This is a genomic window from Bifidobacterium colobi (assembly GCF_018555455.1).
GTDB classification, from domain to species: domain Bacteria; phylum Actinomycetota; class Actinomycetes; order Actinomycetales; family Bifidobacteriaceae; genus Bifidobacterium; species Bifidobacterium colobi.
In genome coordinates, this window is sequence record NZ_JAFEJU010000004.1 from 1 (window position 1) to 20972 (window position 20972).

The 20972-nt window shown below is 58.4% G+C and carries 17 protein-coding genes and 1 pseudogene; 17 read left to right on the forward strand and 1 reads right to left on the reverse strand.

The features are described from left to right. Positions 1 to 149: 149 nt before the first annotated feature. Positions 150 to 953: a Cof-type HAD-IIB family hydrolase gene (locus JS530_RS06325; protein ID WP_214376349.1), complete on the reverse strand. Its 804-nt coding sequence runs from the start codon at positions 951 to 953 to the stop codon at positions 150 to 152. Positions 954 to 1256: 303 nt separating this feature from the next. Here JS530_RS06325 and JS530_RS06330 point away from each other — a divergent pair. The 17 genes and pseudogenes from JS530_RS06330 (at position 1257) to JS530_RS06410 (ending at position 20889) form a co-directional block, all read left to right on the forward strand. Then, positions 1257 to 2225, forward strand: a pseudogene (locus JS530_RS06330) (MetQ/NlpA family ABC transporter substrate-binding protein). Between the two features lie 116 nt (positions 2226 to 2341). Continuing rightward, on the forward strand, positions 2342 to 3478 hold the full coding sequence (locus JS530_RS06335; RefSeq protein WP_214376350.1) for a methionine ABC transporter ATP-binding protein: 1137 nt from the start codon (positions 2342 to 2344) through the stop codon (positions 3476 to 3478). Continuing rightward, the gene (locus tag JS530_RS06340) at positions 3478 to 4164 is read left to right on the forward strand and encodes a methionine ABC transporter permease (RefSeq protein WP_214376631.1); all 687 of its coding nucleotides are present in this window, start codon (positions 3478 to 3480) and stop codon (positions 4162 to 4164) included. The genes JS530_RS06335 and JS530_RS06340 overlap by 1 nt, the downstream gene beginning before the upstream one ends. A gap of 116 nt (positions 4165 to 4280) precedes the next feature. Beyond that, a complete protein-coding gene (locus JS530_RS06345) occupies positions 4281 to 5432 on the forward strand; it encodes a M20 metallopeptidase family protein (protein WP_214376351.1) in 1152 nt (383 codons plus the stop codon). 203 nt (positions 5433 to 5635) lie between these two features. Next, positions 5636 to 7333 (forward strand): NAD+ synthase, encoded by a 1698-nt coding sequence (locus JS530_RS06350; RefSeq protein WP_214376352.1) that lies wholly within the window; start codon positions 5636 to 5638, stop codon positions 7331 to 7333. Between the two features lie 265 nt (positions 7334 to 7598). Then, a complete protein-coding gene (locus JS530_RS06355) occupies positions 7599 to 8564 on the forward strand; it encodes a MetQ/NlpA family ABC transporter substrate-binding protein (protein WP_214376353.1) in 966 nt (321 codons plus the stop codon). Positions 8565 to 8653: 89 nt separating this feature from the next. Then, positions 8654 to 9904 (forward strand): M20 family metallopeptidase, encoded by a 1251-nt coding sequence (locus JS530_RS06360; RefSeq protein ID WP_214376354.1) that lies wholly within the window; start codon positions 8654 to 8656, stop codon positions 9902 to 9904. Positions 9905 to 10011: 107 nt separating this feature from the next. Continuing rightward, positions 10012 to 10212 carry a hypothetical protein gene (locus JS530_RS06365; RefSeq protein ID WP_214376355.1) on the forward strand — a complete coding sequence of 67 codons (201 nt, stop codon included), beginning with the start codon at positions 10012 to 10014 and terminating at the stop codon, positions 10210 to 10212. A gap of 270 nt (positions 10213 to 10482) precedes the next feature. Continuing rightward, positions 10483 to 12858, forward strand: coding sequence for a formate C-acetyltransferase (gene pflB, locus JS530_RS06370; protein ID WP_214376356.1), 2376 nt, complete (start codon positions 10483 to 10485; stop codon positions 12856 to 12858). Between the two features lie 190 nt (positions 12859 to 13048). Then, positions 13049 to 13930 (forward strand): pyruvate formate-lyase-activating protein, encoded by an 882-nt coding sequence (gene pflA, locus JS530_RS06375; RefSeq protein WP_214376357.1) that lies wholly within the window; start codon positions 13049 to 13051, stop codon positions 13928 to 13930. A gap of 195 nt (positions 13931 to 14125) precedes the next feature. Further along, on the forward strand, positions 14126 to 14758 hold the full coding sequence (locus JS530_RS06380; protein WP_214376358.1) for a DUF3000 family protein: 633 nt from the start codon (positions 14126 to 14128) through the stop codon (positions 14756 to 14758). Further along, positions 14755 to 16059: an HRDC domain-containing protein gene (locus tag JS530_RS06385; RefSeq protein WP_214376359.1), complete on the forward strand. Its 1305-nt coding sequence runs from the start codon at positions 14755 to 14757 to the stop codon at positions 16057 to 16059. Before JS530_RS06380 ends, JS530_RS06385 begins: the two co-directional genes overlap by 4 nt. 54 nt (positions 16060 to 16113) lie before the next feature. Further along, positions 16114 to 17499, forward strand: a complete 1386-nt coding sequence (gene tig, locus JS530_RS06390) for a trigger factor (RefSeq protein WP_214376360.1) — start codon at positions 16114 to 16116, stop codon at positions 17497 to 17499. Between the two features lie 192 nt (positions 17500 to 17691). Beyond that, the gene (locus JS530_RS06395) at positions 17692 to 19083 is read left to right on the forward strand and encodes a chloride channel protein (RefSeq protein WP_214376361.1); all 1392 of its coding nucleotides are present in this window, start codon (positions 17692 to 17694) and stop codon (positions 19081 to 19083) included. Further along, complete coding sequence (locus tag JS530_RS06400) at positions 19067 to 19447, forward strand: transcriptional regulator (RefSeq protein WP_214376362.1); 381 nt, start codon at positions 19067 to 19069, stop codon at positions 19445 to 19447. Before JS530_RS06395 ends, JS530_RS06400 begins: the two co-directional genes overlap by 17 nt. A 114-nt stretch (positions 19448 to 19561) precedes the next feature. Beyond that, positions 19562 to 20179, forward strand: coding sequence for an ATP-dependent Clp protease proteolytic subunit (locus JS530_RS06405; protein ID WP_214376363.1), 618 nt, complete (start codon positions 19562 to 19564; stop codon positions 20177 to 20179). 5 nt (positions 20180 to 20184) lie between these two features. Then, positions 20185 to 20889, forward strand: coding sequence for an ATP-dependent Clp protease proteolytic subunit (locus JS530_RS06410; protein WP_214376364.1), 705 nt, complete (start codon positions 20185 to 20187; stop codon positions 20887 to 20889). Positions 20890 to 20972 lie beyond the last annotated feature (83 nt).

A 20972-nucleotide genomic window follows, 5' to 3' on the forward strand; every position in this document is an offset into this window, starting at 1 on the left:
GTTCTCATAGACCCAGCCCACCACCGGAACGCCCCTATTTTCCCGCCGGGAAAAATAACACCCCGACACGCCTACTCGCACAAGGCCAAACCCCGGGTATAAACACCACAAAAGTTCCTATAGCCCGCATAGTGCGACGCATCGCGAGCTTACAGAATGCCGTAATGCTGCAATGCATTGAGCACGCCATCATGATCCACATCGTCGGTCACGTAATCGGCGGCGGCCTTCGGCTCTTCGGTGGCGTTGCCCATGGCCACGCCGATGCCGGCATAGGCGAGCATGGCGGTGTCATTGCCTCCATCGCCGAATGCCATCGTTTGATCGCGCGTAATGCCGTAATGCTGCATAAACCGCTGGATGCCGCGAGGTTTGCCGCCATCGGCCGGAATCAGATCAGTAAAAGCCGGATGCCATCGGACTCCTCGAACATTGCCGCACAATCCCACCAGTTCGTTTTCCTGTTCCACGCCGATGAACGGACTGATTTGGAAGGTCTCATTGGTCAACGTGCGCACATGGGGATCATCGAAATACCTGACTGGCGCCGTCTTGCCAAGCTGGGCCCACGTTGCGCGTAGCGCGGCATCATCCTGATTGAAATACACGTAATCCTTCTCGCCGAAATTGCATACCACATCAGGATGGCCATCGAGCCAGTCAAGAATAATGGCAATATCATCCCGGTCAAGAGCCTGCGAGGCGAAGAACCCGGTGCCGTCGAAACAGTACTGTCCATTGAACGCCACAATGCCGTCGAACGTCACCGGCATGGTATCCAGCACCACCTTCATCTGTGAGGGTGCACGTCCGGTGCAGATCAGCACCTTGATACCCGCCGTCTGCAATGCATGGATTGCGTGTACGGTGGAGTCGGGAACCTTGTGCGTGGTGAAGCTGGTCAGTGTGCCATCGATATCGAAAAACACCGCTTTGATGTCAGTATTGGTCATGGTTTCATTGTCGATGTTGGCTGTCCACGCCGCGCCGAAAAACCGTTGTCGGATGCCTGCGTAGTCCACAATGTGGTTAACACGTGTTCAAATTTGTCTCGAACCGGTTTTATGCATGATTCAAGAACCGCGGTATTCCAATCATTTATATACCTGCCATAACCAACGCCTATACGTCAATTCGCAGTATTGCGGGCTTGGGGCAATGCAGAGGGGCTATTGTGTAACACGTTCGTCAGGACAGCCATGCGCTGCACTTCATGGCAGCTGACGCAAGCAAACATGAAGAAGAGGAAAGATACTATGACTTCAGCAAATCAGCCGGCAACCCCGGCCAACAACGAGCCCGTGCGCGTGAACAACACGCCGCGCAACATCATTATCGCCATCGTCGTGGTGGCCATTATCGCCGTGGCTGCGTTCTTCGGTTTCCGCGCCTACAACAACGCCAACCAGGAGGCAGTCAAGGGCTCCAAGGACAACCCGGTGAAGATCGGCGTGGTCGGTGCCACCGACCCTGAGTGGGTGCTGCTGAAGAAGAAGGCCGAACAGGCCGGCATCTACGTCGATATCGTGGACTTCCAGGATTACACCTCCGAGAATCCGGCACTGGATTCCGGTGAACTTGATTTGAACGAGTTCCAGCACCTGCTCTACCTCGCCAACTACAACGTGAGCAACAACAAGGATCTGCAGCCCATCGGCGGCACCGCCATCTACCCGCTTGGCGTGTACTCCACCAAGGTCAAGGACATCAAGGACATCGCCGCCGGCTCCACCGTCACCATCCCGAACGATGAAACCAACTAGGCTCGCGCCATCGGCGTGCTCAAGGCCGCCGGTCTCGTGACCCTGAAGGGCGACTGGACCGCATTCTCCACCCCGGCAGACATCGATGAGGCCAAGAGCAAGGTCAAGGTCACCCCGTTGAAGGCCGAACAGGTCGCCACCACCTTGAAGGATCCGACCATCGCCGCAGGCGTTATCAACAACGACTACGTTGCCGATGCCGGCCTCGATCCGAAGGACGCCATCTACCAGGACGATGCCGAATCCGAGGAAGCCCGCCCGTACATCAACGTGTGGGTCGCCCGCAAGGATGACGTGAACAATGAGACCTACAAGAAGATCGTCAAGATCTTCCAGGAGAAGGACGTGCTCGACGCACTTCAGGAGAAGTCCGGCGGCACTGCAGTCTTCGCCAACAAGTTCAGCGCCGAGGAGCTGCAGAGCTACCTGGCCGACATCGAAAAGGACGCCAAGGCTCAGTGAGCCTGACCAAATAACGCTCATGCCGGGTGAGGCATCCACCATGACTGCTCATGGTGGTAACCTCACTCGGCATAGCCAATTGCATATGCTTCACTCGGCGCAATCAGGGGAGGACCATGAGCGAGCCAATCATCACCTTCGACCATGTGGTCAAGGAATACAAAACGCGCGGCAAAGGCGCGGCAGCCACTCGTGCCGTCGATGATGTCAGCCTGACCATCAATCGTGGTGATATCTTCGGCATCATCGGATATTCCGGTGCCGGCAAATCCACATTGGTACGACTGATCAACGCGCTGGAACGCCCGACGTCCGGCAGCGTCAATGTGATGGGCACGGATATCACCGGGTTAAGCGAGGCCAAACTGCGGCCCATCCGCCAGAAGATCGGTATGATTTTCCAGCAGTTCAACCTGTTCTCCACGAAGACCGTGGCGCAGAACATCGCATACCCGCTGCAGCTTGATCACTGGCGCAAGGATTACCAGGATCGTCGCGTCGCTGAATTACTGGAGTTCGTGGGCCTCTCCGAACATGCGGACAAGTATCCATCCCAGCTCTCCGGCGGCCAGAAGCAGCGTGTCGGCATCGCCCGCGCCCTGGCCACCAATCCCGAGATCTTGCTTGCCGACGAGGCCACCAGCGCCCTCGATCCTGAGACCACCACCGAAGTGCTGGCTTTGCTCAAGCGAGTCAACGAGGAATTCGGTATCACCATTGTGCTCATCACCCACCAGATGAACGTGGTGCAGCAGATCGCCGGTCGCGTCGCTGTGATGAGCGCCGGCCGCGTAGTGGAATCCGGCGATGTCTACGATGTATTTGCGGCACCGCAGCAGCCGGTCACCAAGCGGTTCATCGCCACCGCCCTCTCCGGTTTGCCGGAGGAGGAACGCGTCGAACGACTGCACCACGAATGGTCCGGCCGCATCGTTACCGTGCTTATCCGTCAAAAGGATGTGTCCGGCAGCCATGGACATACCGTGGGTGCATCCGGCCAGAACATCTCCGGTCTGATTGCCAAGCATGGCGTTGAGTCCAGTCTCCTGTACGGCGGCATCGATACCGTCAAGGGCACCGCCATCGGTGCCATCACCTATGAATTCAGCGGGCCGAACGTCGAGCCATTCCTCAAGGAACTTGCCCAAGACAGTGATGTGGTTGACTTCGGCACTGCCGAAAACCCTGTGGACTATGCCGAAGCCGTGTCCGGCTACTCCTCGCAAACCGTGACCAGTGAAGGAGCCGAATGATGATTACGCTCGCCAGCTCTCATAGCGATTGGACCGTACTGCGTCCGCTACTGTTCGAATCCATCGGCCAAACGCTCACCATGGTGTTGATCACACTGGTTGTGGGCGGACTACTCGGTCTGATCCTCGGCGTGATACTGTACGGCACGCGTCCGGGTAACTTGTTCGAGAACGCCGTGGTCTACCGTATTCTCGACGTGATCGTCAATATCGTGCGACCCATCCCGTTCATCATCTTCCTTGCTGCCATGCAGCCGCTCACCATCGTGGTGGTCGGCACGTCAATCGGCACGGTTGCCGCCATCTTCCCGATGGTGGTGATGTGCACCTTCGCCACGTCGCGTCTGGTCGAGCAGAATCTGGTTCCTGTAGATCCGGGCATGATCGAAGCCGCGCGCTCCATGGGTGCCAGCAAGCTGACCATTATTCGTACGGTGCTGATCCCCGAAGCATTGGCTCCACTGATTCTGGCCTACGCTTTCCTGTTCATCGGTGTGCTCGACATGTCCGCCATGGCCGGCTACATCGGCGGCGGCGGTCTTGGTAACTTCGCCATCGCCTACGGTTATCAGAAGTTCGACCAGACCGTGACCTGGACGGCCGTGATCATCATGATCGTCCTCGTGCAGGTGGTGCAAGGTATCGCCAACGCCATCGCCAAGAAGCTGCTGAAGCGACAGCAATAAGCGTTCGTGCGCCGATGCTCATCGGCATCACGCGCCCTCCCGAAAATCTCTCACTGAGCGGTTATCAGTGAGAGATTTTTCGTAAGTAACCATAATCATTACTAGAATCGCAAACTATGAGTGAACATATCGATTTCGATCCCGAACTCGTCTCTATTCGTCACTATCTGCACGCGCATCCGGAGCGCAGCTTCAAGGAATTCGACACCAGTATCTACCTTGCTGACCAGCTCAGGTCGCATGGCATCGACGTACTGCCCAATCCGATGAAAACCGGCGTGGTGGGTCTGATTGAAGGTCAGGCCGGTCCGGGCCCGCGCATTGGATTACGCGCCGACATCGACGGACTGCCGATTGTGGAAGACACTGGCTTGGAATTCTCCTCGGTCAACCATGGTGTGATGCATGGTTGCGGTCATGATCTGCATATGACCGGCCTGCTGGGCGCTGCGTTCTGGCTCGCCGAGCATCGCGACAAGTTCGCCGGATCCATCAAGATCCTGTTCCAACCCAGTGAGGAAACCGGTCAGGGTGCTCGCGCAATGATCGATGCCGGATTGGTGGATGATGTGGACGCCATCATCGGTACGCACAACAATCCGAATTACGCGCCCGGCCAGCTGGCCATCGGCGTTGAACCGATGATGGCGGGCTGTGTGAAGTTCCGTGTGGATATTCACGCCTCCGGCTCCCATGCCGGTTACCCCTATAAGGGCACCAGCCCCATCGAAGCATTGGCCAGCATGATCATGAGCCTGCAAACCATTGTGAGCCGCAATGTGACACCATTCCATCCGCTGGTACTGTCGGTCACCGAAGTGCACGGTGGCGATGTGTGGAATGTGGTGCCGGCCGAGGCCGGATTCCAAGGCACGGTACGCTACTTCCATAAGGAAGACGGCAATCATGTGGGCCGTCGATTCAAGGAGATTGTGGAGCATACCGCCAAGGCATACGGCATCAGCGCCGACGTGATGTGGGATGATTTCCAGGATCCGCTGGTCTCCGATGCCGGGCTGGCCAAGGCGGTGGCCGCTGACGTCAACGATTATGCGCAGCTTGAACCAATTCGCCCATCGATGGCGGGGGAGGACTTCTGCGAATTCTCCAAGGTCACGCTGCCGGTATTCGCATTCGTGGGCTCCAACGGTCAGGAAGGTTGCGCCGACTGGCACAGTCCGCATTTCGTGGGCCTCGATGAATCGATTCCAACATTCGTGAACTTTTACGTCAACGCGGCACTGCGTGTAATCAACGAACTGAGCTAGATCTTCACCGTGTGGCATTTTTCCCACCGTGTGGTAATAATCCCACGGTGTGGCAATAATTCCACGGTGTGGTAGGTGAAAATGGCGGTATTCCGCCAATATGTGTTGTTGCATGACCACACCGTGGAGGATTTGCCACATCGTGAAGGCTTCTTGGACTCATGCGTGATGCGCGCTGAGGTTACGCACTACACTAAGGAACCATGACACAGTTACGCTTTGCACTCGCCCAAATCGATACCTGCGTTGGCGCACTCGATGCCAATGCGGCCAAAGTGTTGGATTTCTCCCGAAAAGCCGCCAAGGGTAACGCCCAAGTGGTGGTGTTCCCGGAAATGACGCTTACCGGATACCCTATCGAGGATCTGGCATTGCGTCGCACGTTCCGACAAGCCGCATGGGATAAGGCCAACGAACTGGCCGCGCAGCTTAATGCCGAGGGGCTCGGCGAACTGTTTGTGGTGGTGGGTACCGTAGGCACCGACCGTGCCACGAGCAAGCCGCGCAACCGTCTCGTGGTGCTGCATGAAGGTGTGGTATGGGCCGGTTATGATAAGCACTTCCTGCCCAACTATGGCGTGTTCGACGAGTTCCGCATCTTCTCCGCCGGCGATCGCTCGGTGACGCTTGACGTGGATGGCGCACGCATCGGCGTGGCCATCTGCGAGGACATCTGGCAGGATGGCGGCCCGGTGGCCGACCTCGCCACCAAGAACATCGATCTGTTCCTCACCATCAACGGTTCACCCTATGAGGAAGGCAAAACCCACACGCGCTTCGAGTTGGCACAGAAACGAGCCGCTGAAGTAAGTGCGCCGGTCATCTACCTCAATCAGGTAGGCGGTCAGGATGATCTGGTCTTCGACGGTGGCAGCTTCGTAGTGGATGCCGACGGCACGCTGCTGGAACGCAGCCCCATGTTCATGGAAAACCTCACGTTCTGGGACTTCGATTCGACTGCCGAGCATCAGAGCAAGGCTGAGATCGTGCCCGAGCTCGACAGGGACGAGGAAGTCTACACCGCGTGTGTGCTTGGCCTGAAGGATTACATGGCCAAGAACCACTTCACCGGTGTGACGCTCGGCCTTTCCGGCGGCATCGACTCCGCATTGGTGGCCGCCATGGCTGCCGACGCATGCGGGGGAGAGCATGTGTGGGGCATCTCCATGCCCTCCATGTATTCCTCGGACGGTTCCAAGGATGATGCCGCTGATCTAGCCCGGAATATCGGCGCCCATTACGAAGTGCAGCCCATCGAGCCGCTGTTCAACGCCTACCAGCAGCAACTGCACCTTGAAGGTGTGTCTGCGGAGAATCTGCAGGCTCGTATCCGTGGCGTGATTGTGATGGCCAGCTCCAACTCCCGTGGTCTGCTTGCCGTGGCAACCGGTAACAAATCCGAATTGGCTTGCGGATACTCCACGATTTACGGTGACGCAGTCGGCGGATATGCGCCTATCAAGGATTTGCTGAAAACCCGCGTTTGGGAGATCAGTCGCTGGCGTAACAAGGCCGCTGCCACAGGCATGGGCATCGGCGGATTGAAGATTGTAGGCAACGAGGAAGGTAACCCGGGCACTCCGCTTCCTGAAGGAGTGATGATTCCGGTGGCATCCATTGAAAAAGCACCATCCGCTGAGCTTCGCCCCGGCCAGAAGGATTCCGATTCTCTACCCGAGTACGCGTTGCTCGATAAGGTGCTGGCCGCCTACATTGAACATGCGCATGGTCGCGCCGATTTGCTGGCTGACGGTTTCGATGAGGCCACGGTGGACACGGTGATGCGTCTGGTGGACCGCGCCGAATGGAAGCGCCGCCAGTATCCGCTTGGCCCCAAGGTCACAGCGCTGGCCTTTGGCCGTGACCGTCGCCTGCCGGTGACCAACGCATTCCGCGAGTAGTTGCACAAGATCGTCGGCTGAAGCCGGTGGGCCTGTTGCTGAAGAAAAGCACCTCATATCGAGGTGCTTTTCTCATATGGTGAGACATTTGCGTGCTTATAGCCGGTTATCAAGCACATGAACCATAGTGCCTCGTAACAGGCTATAAGCAGGGCGTATGGCAAAACGGGCATCGCAGCGTTGTTCGGCCTCTATCGTTGGGTCATGTCGTCAAGCAATTGACATGCATCGTGAAGTACATCCAAAAGAGAGAGGGAACAACAACATGTCCGCAGCAACCCAGACTCAGACGCCCGCTAACCCGCAGGAGCCGGTGCGCGTCAACCACACTCTGCGCAACATCATCATCGCCGTCGTGGTCGTGGTGCTCGTGCTGGCCGGTGGCTTCTTCGGCTACCGCGCCTTCGCCAGCAACGCCAACGCCGAAAAGGGCTCCGAAGCCAATCCGGTGAAGATCGGTGTGGTCGGCGCATCCGATAAGCCGTGGCAGGTATTCAAGCAGGAAGCCCTGAAGCAGGGCATCCACGTCGATATCGTGGACTTCCAGGATTACACCTCCGAGAATCCTGCACTGGATTCCGGCGATCTTGACCTGAACGAGTTCCAGCACCTGCTCTACCTCGCCAACTACAACGTGAAGAACAACAAGGATCTGCAGCCCATCGGCGGCACCGTGATCGTGCCGCTCGGCCTCTACTCCAGCAAGGTCAAGAGCGTTGACGAGATCAAGCAAGGCGACACCATCGCCATTCCGAACGACGAAACCAACCAGGCCCGCGCCATCGGCGTGCTTGAGAAGGCTGGTCTGGTGAAGCTGAAGCACAAGTGGACCGCCGTAACCGCACCGTCCGATATCGACGAATCCGCATCCAAGGTCAAGGTTGTGCCGCTCGGCGCCGAAAAGGTGGCCAACTCGCTCAACGATCCGCAGCTGACCGCAGGCATCATCAACAACAGCTACATCAAGGACGCCGGCCTGAACCCGAAGGACGCCATCTTCCAGGACGACCCGAGCGCCGACTCCGCCAAGCCGTACATCAATGCATTCGTGGCCCGCAAGGCGGACGTGAACAACCCGGTCTACAAGAAGATCGTTGAAATCTACAACACCAAGGCCGTCACCGACGCCGTACAGGAAGACTCCAAGGGCACCTCGGTGCTGGTCACCAACTACAGCGCCAAGGAACTGCAGGGCTACTTGGCACAAATCGAATCCGATCTGTCCAAGTAATCGGCGATTCCACAGCAATCAACTACCAACACACAACTAACGGGCGGCTCGGCGGTATTCGAGCCGCCATCACCATGAGGAGCACACCAATGAGCGAGCAGGAATCCCTTGCAACCCGCGTGGCCAACGCCAAGCAGCGCATCAGCGATTACGCGGATGCCTCGCTGGCCGACTACCAGCGTATTTCCCTGGCCATCCACGACAAGCCCGAGTACAGCAATTACGAATTCTTCGCTTCCGAAACCTTGTCCAACAAACTCAAGGAAGAAGGATTCGACGTCACCCTCGGCGTGGCCGACCATCGCACTGGTTTCGAAGCGGTCTACCGTACCGGCAAGCCCGGTCCTGTGGTGGTGTTCCTTGCCGAATACGATGCCCTTCCCGGTGTAGGGCACGGCTGCGGCCATAGCGTATTCGGTCCCAACTCCTCGCTGGCCGCCGCCTCGTTGAAGCAGGTCATCGACGAATTCGGCGGCGAACTGCGCGTCTACGGCACTCCCGGTGAGGAAGGCGGCGAAAACGGCAGCGCCAAAGGCAGCTTCGTCAAGGACGGCTTCTTCGACGACGTGGACATCGCACTGTGCGCGCATCCACACGCCGGCGGCAACTACCTGTCTTCCCGCAATCTGGCCTGCCAGCCGATCGATATCGAATTCCACGGCAAGGCCTCCCATGCCGCAGCCACGCCCGAACAGGGCATCAACGCACTCGATGGCGTGATCCAGACCTTCAACTCCATCAACGCGCTGCGCCAGCACCTGCCCAAGGACGTGCGCGTCCACGGCATTATCACCGACGGCGGTCTGCAGCCGAACGTGGTGCCTGACTACGCCAAAGCCAAGTTCTACCTGCGCTCCGCTTCGGTGCCGGGACTGCTGTCGCTGCGCAAGAAAGTCGATAACATCGTGGCCGGTGCGGCGCTCGCCACTGGAGCCACTGGCACGGTAACGCCTTACCAGAACCAAGTCGATAACATGATTCCGACTCCGCTGTTCGATGAAGTCTGGCAGCGCAACGCCGAAGCGCTGGGTCAGGTAGTCCAGCCCACCGAGCAGGACAAGGTCAGCTTCGGCTCCAGCGATGTCGGCAACGTGTCCCAGGTGGTGCCGACCATCCAGCCTATGTTCGCCATCTCCACGGAAAAGCTCGGCGGCCATAACGAGAAGGTGGCGGCCGCCGCGGCAAGCCCGTTCGGTCTCGAATCGATTCGCTGGTCGTCCAAGGCTTTGGCCTACACCGCGCTGGATGTGATTGTGGATCCTGATCTGCTGGCACGAATCAAGGAGCAGCATGCCGCCCGCGTCGAGACTCAGGAAGCGGACGTCGCCCGAGTGATCTGATTCTGCACACTGCCTGATAGCTGGCCTTCTATGACGCATCTGTCTTACCTGTGAGCCACCATGCGTTATAGAAGGCTTAATTGAGTGCTGATGGGAGGATTGCCATCATGAGCGACAACGACAAGCAGTGGTACTTCAACATGGTCAAAGGCCGTGCCGAACTTGGTCCGATTTCCCCAATCGAACAGCGTATGGGCCCATACAAAACCAAGGAAGACGCCGAACACGCATGGGACATCGTCGCCGACCGCAATGCCAAATGGGAGGAGCAGAATCGGCAATGGAACGGTGAAGGATACCGCCATTGATTAATGCCTGGGAATTGCCGAATTCCAGCGCCGTAATTCCCACATAGTGAAAAACCGCTCAGATCTTTATGGTCGGATGAGCGGTTTTTCTTATGGAAAAGACGAACAATCTCAGTATTGAAGTCCGAGAAACGTTGCTATTGCAGGCAAATCACACGAGTGTGAGATAACTCACTTCCCATTTCAGCTTTTCTCAAGCATGTGCAAACTACACTTAATGGCAATGGTTCCGTGAAGATGCGAAACCGAAGACCCCATTAAAGGAGTGACATGACCGCAGTAGAGAATGCCGCTGTTTCTCAGGAAGAGCTTGAGGCCAAGGCTTGGGCCGGCTTCACCGAGGGCAATTGGCAGAAGGACATTGACGTCCGCGACTTCATTCAGAAGAACTACACCCCGTACACCGGCGATGAATCCTTCCTGGCACCCGCCACCGAAAAGACGAAGCACCTGTGGAAGTACCTCGACGACAACTACCTGGCAGTGGAGCGCAAGCAGCGCGTCTATGATGTGGATACCCACACCCCGGCTGACATCGACGCCTTCCCGGCCGGCTACATCGACTCCCCGGAAGTCGACAACGTGATTGTCGGCCTGCAGACCGACGTGCCGTGTAAGCGCGCCATGATGCCGAACGGTGGCTGGCGTATGGTCGAGCAGGCCATCCGTGAGGCTGGCAAGGAGCCGGATCCGGAAATCAAGAAGATCTTCACCAAGTACCGCAAGACCCACAACGACGGTGTCTTCGGCGTATACACCAAGCAGATCAAGGTGGCTCGCCACAACAAGATTCTGACCGGTCTGCCGGATGCCTACGGCCGTGGCCGCATCATTGGCGACTACCGTCGAGTGGCTCTGTACGGTGTGAACAAGCTGATCGCCTTCAAGAAGCGCGACAAGGATTCCGTGCCGTACCGCAACGACTTCACCGAGCCGGAGATTGAGCACTGGATCCGCTTCCGCGAGGAGCACGACGAGCAGATCAAGGCCCTGAAGAAGCTCATCAACCTCGGCAACGAGTACGGCCTCGACCTGACCCGTCCGGCACAGAACGCTCAGGAAGCCGTGCAGTGGACCTACATGGGCTACCTCGCCTCCATCAAGAGCCAGGACGGCGCCGCAATGTCCTTCGGCCGTAACTCCGCCTTCCTCGACTGCTTCATCGAGCGCGACCTCAAGGCCGGCAAGATCACCGAGACCGACGCCCAGGAGCTCATCGACAACATCGTCATGAAGCTGCGTATCGTGCGCTTCCTGCGTACCAAGGACTACGACGCCATCTTCTCCGGCGATCCGTACTGGGCAACCTGGTCCGACGCTGGCTTCGGCGACGACGGCCGTCCGCTGGTCACCAAGACCTCCTTCCGTCTGCTCAACACGCTGACCTTGGAGCACCTTGGACCTGGCCCTGAGCCGAACATCACCATCTTCTGGGATCCGAAGCTGCCGGAAGGCTACAAGCGCTTCTGCGCCAAGATCTCCATCGACACCTCCGCCATCCAGTACGAGTCCGATAAGGAAATCCGTTCCCACTGGGGCGATGACGCCGCCATCGCATGCTGCGTCTCCCCGATGCGCGTGGGCAAGCAGATGCAGTTCTTCGCCGCTCGCGTGAACTCCGCCAAGGCTCTGCTGTACGCCATCAACGGTGGCCGCGATGAGATGACCGGCATGCAGGTCATCGACAAGGGCGTCATCGATCCGATCAAGCCGGAAGCCGATGGCTCCCTGGACTACGAGAAGGTCAAGAACAACTACGAGAAGGCTCTCGAGTGGCTGTCCGAGACCTACGTCATGGCCCTGAACATCATCCACTACATGCACGATAAGTACGCCTACGAGTCCATCGAAATGGCGCTGCACGACAAGGAAGTGTACCGTACCCTCGGTTGCGGTATGTCCGGCCTGTCCATCGCCGCCGACTCCCTGGCCGCCATCAAGTACGCCAAGGTGTACCCGATCACCAACGCCGAGGCCAAGAACCTCGAAGGCCACGAGTACGAGTACGTCGAGGGTGCTGACGACGATCTGGTCGTCGGCTACCGCACCGACGGCGAGTTCCCGATCTACGGCAACGATGATGATCGCGCTGATGACATCGCCAAGTGGGTTGTCTCCACGGTTATGGGCCAGGTCAAGCGTCTGCCGGTCTACCGTGGCGCAGTCCCGACCCAGTCCATCCTGACCATCACCTCCAACGTGGAGTACGGCAAGAACACTGGTTCCTTCCCGTCCGGCCACAAGAAGGGCACCCCGTACGCTCCGGGCGCCAACCCGGAGAACGGCATGGACTCCCACGGCATGCTGCCGTCCATGTTCTCCGTCGGCAAGATCGACTACAACGATGCTCTCGACGGCATCTCGCTGACCAACACCATCACCCCTGATGGCCTCGGTCGCGATGAGGAAGAGCGTATCGGCAACCTGGTCGGCATCCTGGACGCCGGCAACGGCCACGGCCTCTACCACGCCAACATCAACGTGCTGCGCAAGGAGACCATGGAGGATGCAGTCGAGCACCCGGAGAAGTACCCGCACCTGACCGTGCGCGTCTCCGGCTACGCGGTGAACTTCGTCAAGCTCACCAAGGAACAGCAGCTCGACGTCATCTCCCGTACCTTCCACCAGGGCGCTGTCACCGACTGATCAGCCGATAGCACCAACCGTGTGAACGGGTAAACGATGAAGGGGTGGGCTTTAAGTCCCACCCCTTCCTTATGACAGTCTTTCTTGATTCCTCTCAGAAGGAAGGCTGCCATGATGTGAGTGAGAGGAGAGGCTGACTCCGGCCGGTAATCACAGAGTCACTAGCATCACTTTCAGGAACAGGAGGACAATGATGCCCGACGACCAGTTCCGTACCACTACGCGCCATATGTTGCGCGAATCAAAGACTTACGCATCCCAGACCCTGATGGGCGGGCTCTCCGGATTCGAATCCCCAATCGGCCTCGACCGGCGTGACCGTATCGCCGCGCTCAAATCCGGCGATATCGGCTTCGTGCATTCCTGGGATATCAACACATCCGTGGACGGTCCGGGCACCCGTATGACCGTGTTCATGTCCGGCTGCCCGTTGCGTTGCCAGTACTGCCAGAATCCGGATACATGGAAAATGCGCGATGGCAAGCCGGTATATCTCGACGCCATGATCAAGAAGGTAGATCGCTACAAGGACTTGTTCAAAGCCACCCATGGCGGTATTACCTTCTCCGGCGGCGAATCGATGATGCAGCCGGCGTTCGTCTCCCGCGTCTTCCATGCCGCCAAGGAGATGGGCGTGCACACCTGCCTGGATACCTCGGGGTTCCTCAACACCAACTACACCGATGAGATGCTTGAAGATATCGACCTGTGTCTGCTCGATGTCAAGTCCGGTGATGAAGCCACGTATCACAAGGTGACCGGTGGACTCTTGCAGCCCACCATCGACTTCGGCCAACGCCTCGCCAAAGCCGGCAAGAAGATTTGGGTACGATTCGTCCTTGTTCCGGGACTCACTGACTCCGAGGAAAACGTGGAGAACGTGGCCAAGATCTGCGAGACCTTCGGCGATGCGGTGGAGCATATCGACGTGCTCGGATTCCACCAGCTCGGCCGCCCGAAGTGGCATGAGCTGCGTATCCCATACCCGTTGGAAAACCAGAAAGGTCCGAACGCAGCCACCCGCGAACGCGTGGCCAACCAGTTCAAGGATCACGGTTTTACTGTGTATTAAAGCGTATTACACACGTGTATCACGGCGGTCTCCTCTTATAGAGCAGGCAGACCGCCGTTAATGTTGCCTGATTGCCTGCAGAATGCGGAAGAATCAGAAGCATCGTTCAAGCCAACAGCACAGGAAGCCTGACAATCAACGTGTGCCGCACGCGTCAATACAGTGTTTCTTTACCGGTGCTCGTACTCTAGAAGTATGGCCGACATCTACGCATTTCCTGTGGGTGTGCCCAACGAGGGGCAGCCCGTGCGTCCTGCTGCTGTGCCGGATGAGCTGTGGGCGGCAGTCGAATCAGTCGGTGCCATCATCAAATTGCATGGTGTTCGGTACCGGGAGATTCCCGTGCCCTCCACACTGGCTGATTTCGGCATCGGAGTGGAGCTTGAATCAGACAATGGCACGGCAGACAATGCTGAGGCACACGCCAATGGTGACGTGTCACGTTGCGCAACCGGATGGGTGATGATTCTGTACTGCAGGAAATCCCGCGCCGATTGGGGCTCGAAGTGGCGCTGTGTGGCATTCGCCAGACTGCCGTTGGAACTTGCCGAAAACGACGCGCTCGCTCCCAGCATGTACTGGGAGGATATGTGCGACTTCCTTGAGCAAGTCGTACCGGATTCCCTATCCGGTACGGTAACGGTGAATCAGAACACGTCGTTCGGGGCTTTGGCTGGTCAGGCCAGCGCCGGTTGTGAGGTACGGGTCTCATGGACGCCGCTTGACGGTTCCGGTCCGAACGGTACTATGGACGCCGGCGCACAAGTCAATTCGTGGGCCGCATTCATGGCATCCGCCGTTCGTTTTGAGGAGGCTGACAACAGGTGAGCGACATGCGTGACACCCAACCGCGACTGCTGAAGGAGCCTCGTGGGGGAGTGCCCAATGTCACCGCGACACTTGACGAGTACCATCGCGTCTGCGAGTCGCTGGCCGCCGCAAGTGGTTCGCTGGCCGCCGATGCCGAGCGAGCGTCCGGATTCCGCTATGGTCATGAGGATTGGCTGATTCAGTTCAAGCGTGAAGGTGCCGGCATTGTGCTGTTGGATCCCATCGCGCTCACCGAGGCCGGAGCTGACTGGGCAGAATTCAACGACGCGGTTGGCGAAGCAACGTGGATTCTGCATGATTCACTGATGGATTTGCCGGGCTTCGCGGATATCGGCCTCTCGCCCAAGCACCTGTTCGATACGGAAATCGCGGCCAGGCTGCTGGGCTTACATCGCTTTGGACTGGCTTCGGTAACCGAACACTATCTGGGGATTACCCTGGCCAAGGAACACTCCGCGGCGGATTGGTCGTATCGCCCACTGCCCCGGGACTGGCGTAATTACGCAGCCCTTGACGTGGAGGTGCTGATTGAGCTGGAAGATGCGATGCGTCGCGATTTGAAGGCGGCCGGCAAGGATGAGTGGGCCGAAGAGGAATTCGATTATGCGTTGAGCAAGGGGCTGGCTCCTCGCAAGCCTCACCCCGTGCCATGGTTGCGCATCTCGCGCATCACCGAACTTGGGCGTGATCCGCAGGGACTGGCCGTCGCCAAGTCGCTCTGGGAGGAGCGGGACCGTCTGGCCAAGCACTACGATATTTCCCCGAGCCTGCTGCTTGCGGATTCCTCGATTATCGAGGCTGCGCAGCGTAAACCGCATAATGCGGCGCAATTCCGCATGGTACGTTCGCTCAATGAGCGCGTACGCATGCATACGGGTACGGAACAGGACAAAATGTTCGAACGGTATGCGCCGATTCAGCGCATGGTGAAGCCAAAAGTATGGAAGCTTGCCATCGATAGGGCTCTCGCGTTGAAGCCTGAACAGTGGCCGTCGATTCCCGCACCCGAGCAGCCGGATGAGAATGGTGTGACGAATGCACCAAGGTCGATGAGGCTCTGGCAGCAGCGGCATCCGGAACGGTATGAGCGACTGCAGCATGTGCGCAAAGTCATCAATCAGATCGCCGAGGATACGCGCACGCCTGCGGAAATCATCATCAAACCACAGATCATCCGCAATCTGTGCTGGGTTGAAGACATAACCGACCTGGATGTTGCCGGCTTCCTCGCGCAACAAGGCGCGCGAAACTGGCAGGTGCGTCTTATTGCACCGTCCGTAAGTGGCGTTATCATGTAGAGGTTGCCTAACGGCAGATTGTAAGAATAACGACTTTTTTGAGGAGTCATTAGCGTGAAGATCAGCGTTCGTAACCTCGAGCCCACCAAGGTGAAGCTCACCGTCACTGTCGAACCGGAAGAGCTCGACCCGTTCCTGGATGAGGCTCGTAAGGAAATCGCCAAGCAGGTGAACGTTCCCGGCTTCCGTAAGGGCCACGTGCCCGGCAAGATCATCGACCAGCGCTTCGGCTTTGCCGCCGTTGCCGGCGAGGCCGTGAACAACGCGGTGCCGGAGCTGTACTCCAAGGCTCTCGAGGAGAAGAAGATTCACCCGATGGCCCAGCCTGAGTTCGACGTGCAGGAAGTCCCGCAGTCCGCTAAGGATGAGACCAAGCTGAAGTTCGTGGCCACCGTCGAACGTCGCCCGGTCATCGAACTGCCGGAGATCGACGGCATGGAAATCGCCATCGCCAAGCCGGAAGTCAAGGATGAGGACGTCGACAAGCGTCTCGAGGCCCTGCGCCAGCGCTTCGGTACCCTGGTGGGCGTCGATCGCCCGGCCGCCAAGGGTGACTTCGCCAACATCGACCTGTCCGCTGAGATCGACGGCGAAGTCGTTGACTCCCAGGAAGGCGTGAGCTACGAGCTCGGCTCCAACACCATGCTCGACGGTCTGGATGAGGCTCTCGATGGCCTGTCCGCCGGCGAAGAGACCACTTTCGAAGGCACGCTGGAAGCCGGCGAGCACGAAGGTCAGAAGGCTCAGGTCAAGGTCAAGGTCAACTCCGTCAAGGCTGAGGAACTGCCGGAGCTGAACGATGAGTTCGCTTCCGAGGCTTCCGAATTCGACACCCTCGACGAGCTCAAGGCCGATATCCGCAAGGCTGCCGGCCAGGATGCCGAAGGCCGTCAGGCCACCGAAGCTCGCGATGCCTTCATCGCCAAGCTGCAGGAAGGTCTCGAGATCCCGGTGCCGAAGGGCGTCAAGGCCAACATGGTCGAAGAGCAGCTCAAGGGCATGACCCCGGATCCGGAGAAGGCCACCAAGGAGCAGAAGGACGAAGCCGAGAAGACCGTCGAGAAGGATCTGCGCGATCAGATGGTGCTCGACGCTCTGGCTGAGAAGCTGGATGTCAAGGTCTCCCAGTCCGACGTGTTCAACTTCCTCGCTTCCATCGCCCAGCAGTACGGCATGGATCCGAACGCCTTCATTCAGGCCATCATCAAGAACGGCCAGCTCGGCTCCGCCGTGCAGGAAGTCGGCCGTTCCAAGGGCCTGCTCGCCGGTATGCGCGCTGTGAAGTTCACCGCCGACGGCGAAGTCGTCGACCTCTCCGCCTTCCTCGGTGACGCCGCTGAGGATGAGGAAGCCGAGTCCGTCGAGGCTGCTTCCGCTGCCGCCGCTGTGGCTGACGAGCTCACCAAGTCCGACGAGGACAAGGCTGCCGACGCCGAGTGAGTAAGGCAAACGCGCTAGCGTAACGAAGAGAAGGCCCGGAACCGTGGAGGTTTCGGGCCTTACTTATGCTGGCATATGCATGCATTAACCCATTCGAGACAATGCACCAACCACGACGGTGCAAACGGATGATCCAGCACATGGACGATTCGTGGGGATTGGTGGGTGCAGGACATTGTGGAGGAACGTATCATGCCACGAACCATGAACGTCACACGCATCGGTTGGATTGCCGCCGCAATCATTGGATTGGGAGCATTGATCGGTGCAGGTGCCGGCCTGTTGACTTTGCTGCTCTATGGCGTGGAGCATGTGATGCTCGGTTACATTGAGGGAGCGCAACTGCCGGGGCCTTTCGGTGTGCCAGCTGTACGACGTGGAATCTCCGTGACTCTTGGTCTCGGTATCGCCGGCGTTCTCTGGTATCTGTTGCGCAATAAGACCACTAAGGTTCCTTCAGTAAAGAAAGCCGTGGCCGGCGAACGGATGCCCGCTTGGCAGACCATACTGCATGTGGTGCTGCAGATTTTCATTGTGGGTTCGGGTGCATCCATCGGCCGAGAAGTAGCGCCGCGCGAACTCGGTGCCATGCTGGCGCAACGATTTTGCGACTTATTCCATATTGATGGTGCCGATGGCATCGATCGACGTATGGTGGTGGCCGTAGCGGCTGGCGCTGGTTTGGGCGGTGTCTATAACGCGCCGCTTGCCGGCATGTTCTTTGCCGTGGAGATTCTGTTGGTGGATGTAACGCTGGAAAAAGTGGCATTCGGCTTGGGCATGTCCGCTGTGGCGGCGTTCGTGGCGGCGGCAATCAAAGGTCATCACACGTTCTATGACATCACCGCCATGCAGCCGCAGTCCACACCGTCGCTGATGCTGTTCGCCCTGCTCTGTGGCGCGGCATGCGGTGTTGCCGGCGCACTGTTCCGCAAGGGATCCTCGTGGGCTGAAGCGCACAAGCCGGCAGGCAAGGCAATACTGTGGCAGATGCCACTCGCCGGTCTGATCACCGGACTAGTGGCGGCATTGGTCCCTCAGGTGATGGGTAACGGTCGTGCGGCGGCGCAACTTGGCTTCAGCACGTTTGTTCCGGATGCCGCCGGTAGTTCAGGAGCCGTACAATCGTCGGCTTCCGCAGCCGCGTCGCCATGGACGCTGCTCAACCCACTGCTGACTGCCATCGGCGTTTCCGGTTGGAATCCAACGATGATGATGCTGGCGATATTGGCGCTCACGTTCGTGGCCAAAGCAATAGTAACGTTGATGACCATCCGTTCCGGAGCCTCCGGAGGCGTGCTGCAGCCCGGCATTGCACTCGGCTCCACATTGGGTGCGATGCTGGGATTGGGCTGGTTGCTCGCTTTCCCCGCTGATTCGGTGACCGCATGTGCGCTGATTGGCGCAGCTGCGTTGCTTGCAGCCTCGCAGCAGGCACCGTTGATGGCCATGTGTTTGGTTATGGAACTGACCGAGGCGCCCATCACGTTCTTCGTGCCGGTCGGTCTTGCGGTAGCCACCTCGGCACTGGTCTCGCAGTGGATGCTCAACGCATTGAAGGTGCGCCATGTCGCTCAACACTGAAGACCGCAAAGCGTTGGAAACACTGCAATCCGAGCCGTTGAACGAGCAGATTGCCTATTATCGCAAGCCCTTTATGGTGCTATGGGCAGCCATTCAGGAGGCATCCAGCGAGCTGATCGAGGATTACGGGCTCAGCCAGGATATGGCTCAACTATGGGTGGCTGAACAAATGCGGCAGGTATCGGATTCCCTCGTCGATCGTCTTGCCGAAAAAGCGGTGGCGCATGGAGTAAGCAAATCGAACGTGGCGCGTGCCGCAGGGGCGAGTCCGGCGAATGCGGAACGACGATTCCCCAGGCTGAAAGGGGAGGGCGCGCACAGCCGTCTGCTCATCGATGATGTGCTTGATGCCATGGAGGAGTGACGGTAGTTCACGCCAACGCCTACGCTAGCCGCCAAAATGCAGGCGAAAAACCGTCTTCAGTCGCTTCAAGGCGGTAGTCTGAACAATGTTCGAGTTATTAGAAGGAGTTTCAAGGTGAGCAATACCTTTGCGACCTTGCCGGTAATGGCGGGCGAAGACGTCCCGGCCGGCCCCGTCGACCCGATTTTCAACCGTCTGTTGAAGGACCGCATCATTTGGATGGGCGAAGAGGTCAAGGATGATATGGCCAACCGCATCTGCGCCCAGCTGCTGATGCTGGCCGCCGAAGATCCCAAGAAGGATATCTGGCTGTACATCAACTCTCCGGGCGGTTCCATCACCGCCGGCATGGCCATCTACGACACCATGCAGCTCATCGAACCGGATGTGGCAACCGTGGGTCTCGGCATGTGCGCGTCCATGGGCCAGTTCCTGCTGAGCTCAGGCACCAAGGGCAAGCGTTATCTGACTTCGCATGCCCGTGTGCTGATGCACCAGCCGTCCGGCGGCATTGGCGGCACTGCAACCGATGTGCGCATCAACGCCGAACTCATCATGGATATGAAGAAGACCATGAGCGAGCTGACCGCTGAGCAGACCGGCCACACCGTCGAGGAAATTTACCGCGACAACGAATACGATCACTGGTTCACTGCACAGGAAGCCCTGGAATACGGCTTCGTGGACAAGCTCGTGACCACGCCGGACACTATTGGAAATCAGGGGGAGTGACACTGATGGCAAGTGAAGAAGCAAAGTTCGCAGCCCGCGCCGACCGTCTGGCCGGCCGTCAGGGCGTAGCCGGTTTCATGCCTGCCGCCGCTCGTGCCCAGGCTGCCCAGATGCCGACGAACCGTTACATCATGCCGCAGTTCGTGGAAAAGACCCCGTACGGCATGAAAACCCAGGATGCGTACTCCCGTCTGTTCGAGGATCGTATCATCTTCCTCGGTGTGCAGGTGGATGACGCCTCCGCCGATGACGTGATGGCACAGCTGCTGGTTCTGGAATCCCAGGATCCGAACCGCGACGTGATGATGTACATCAACTCTCCCGGTGGTTCCATGACGGCCATGACCGCCATCTACGACACCATGCAGTACATCAAGCCCGACGTGCAGACCGTCTGCCTCGGTCAGGCTGCCTCCGCGGCGGCCATTCTGCTGGCCTCCGGCACTAAGGGCAAGCGCCTGATGCTGCCGAACGCCCGCGTGCTCATCCACCAGCCGGCCATCGATCAGGGTTTCGGCAAGGCCACGGAAATTGAAATCCAGGCCAAGGAGATGCTGCGTATGCGCGAATGGCTGGAGAACACGCTGTCCAAGCACACTGGCCAGGATGTGGAGAAGATTCGCCGCGACATTGAGGTGGACACCTTCCTCACCGCGCCTGAGGCCAAGGAATACGGCATCGTGGACGAAGTGCTGGAGCATCGTCAGTAATCCCGTTCAATATGAATAACGGATTACTGTAAACATGTCGGTTTGGCTCCCCTCTGAAGAGAGGGGAGCCCTCCGTATATTGG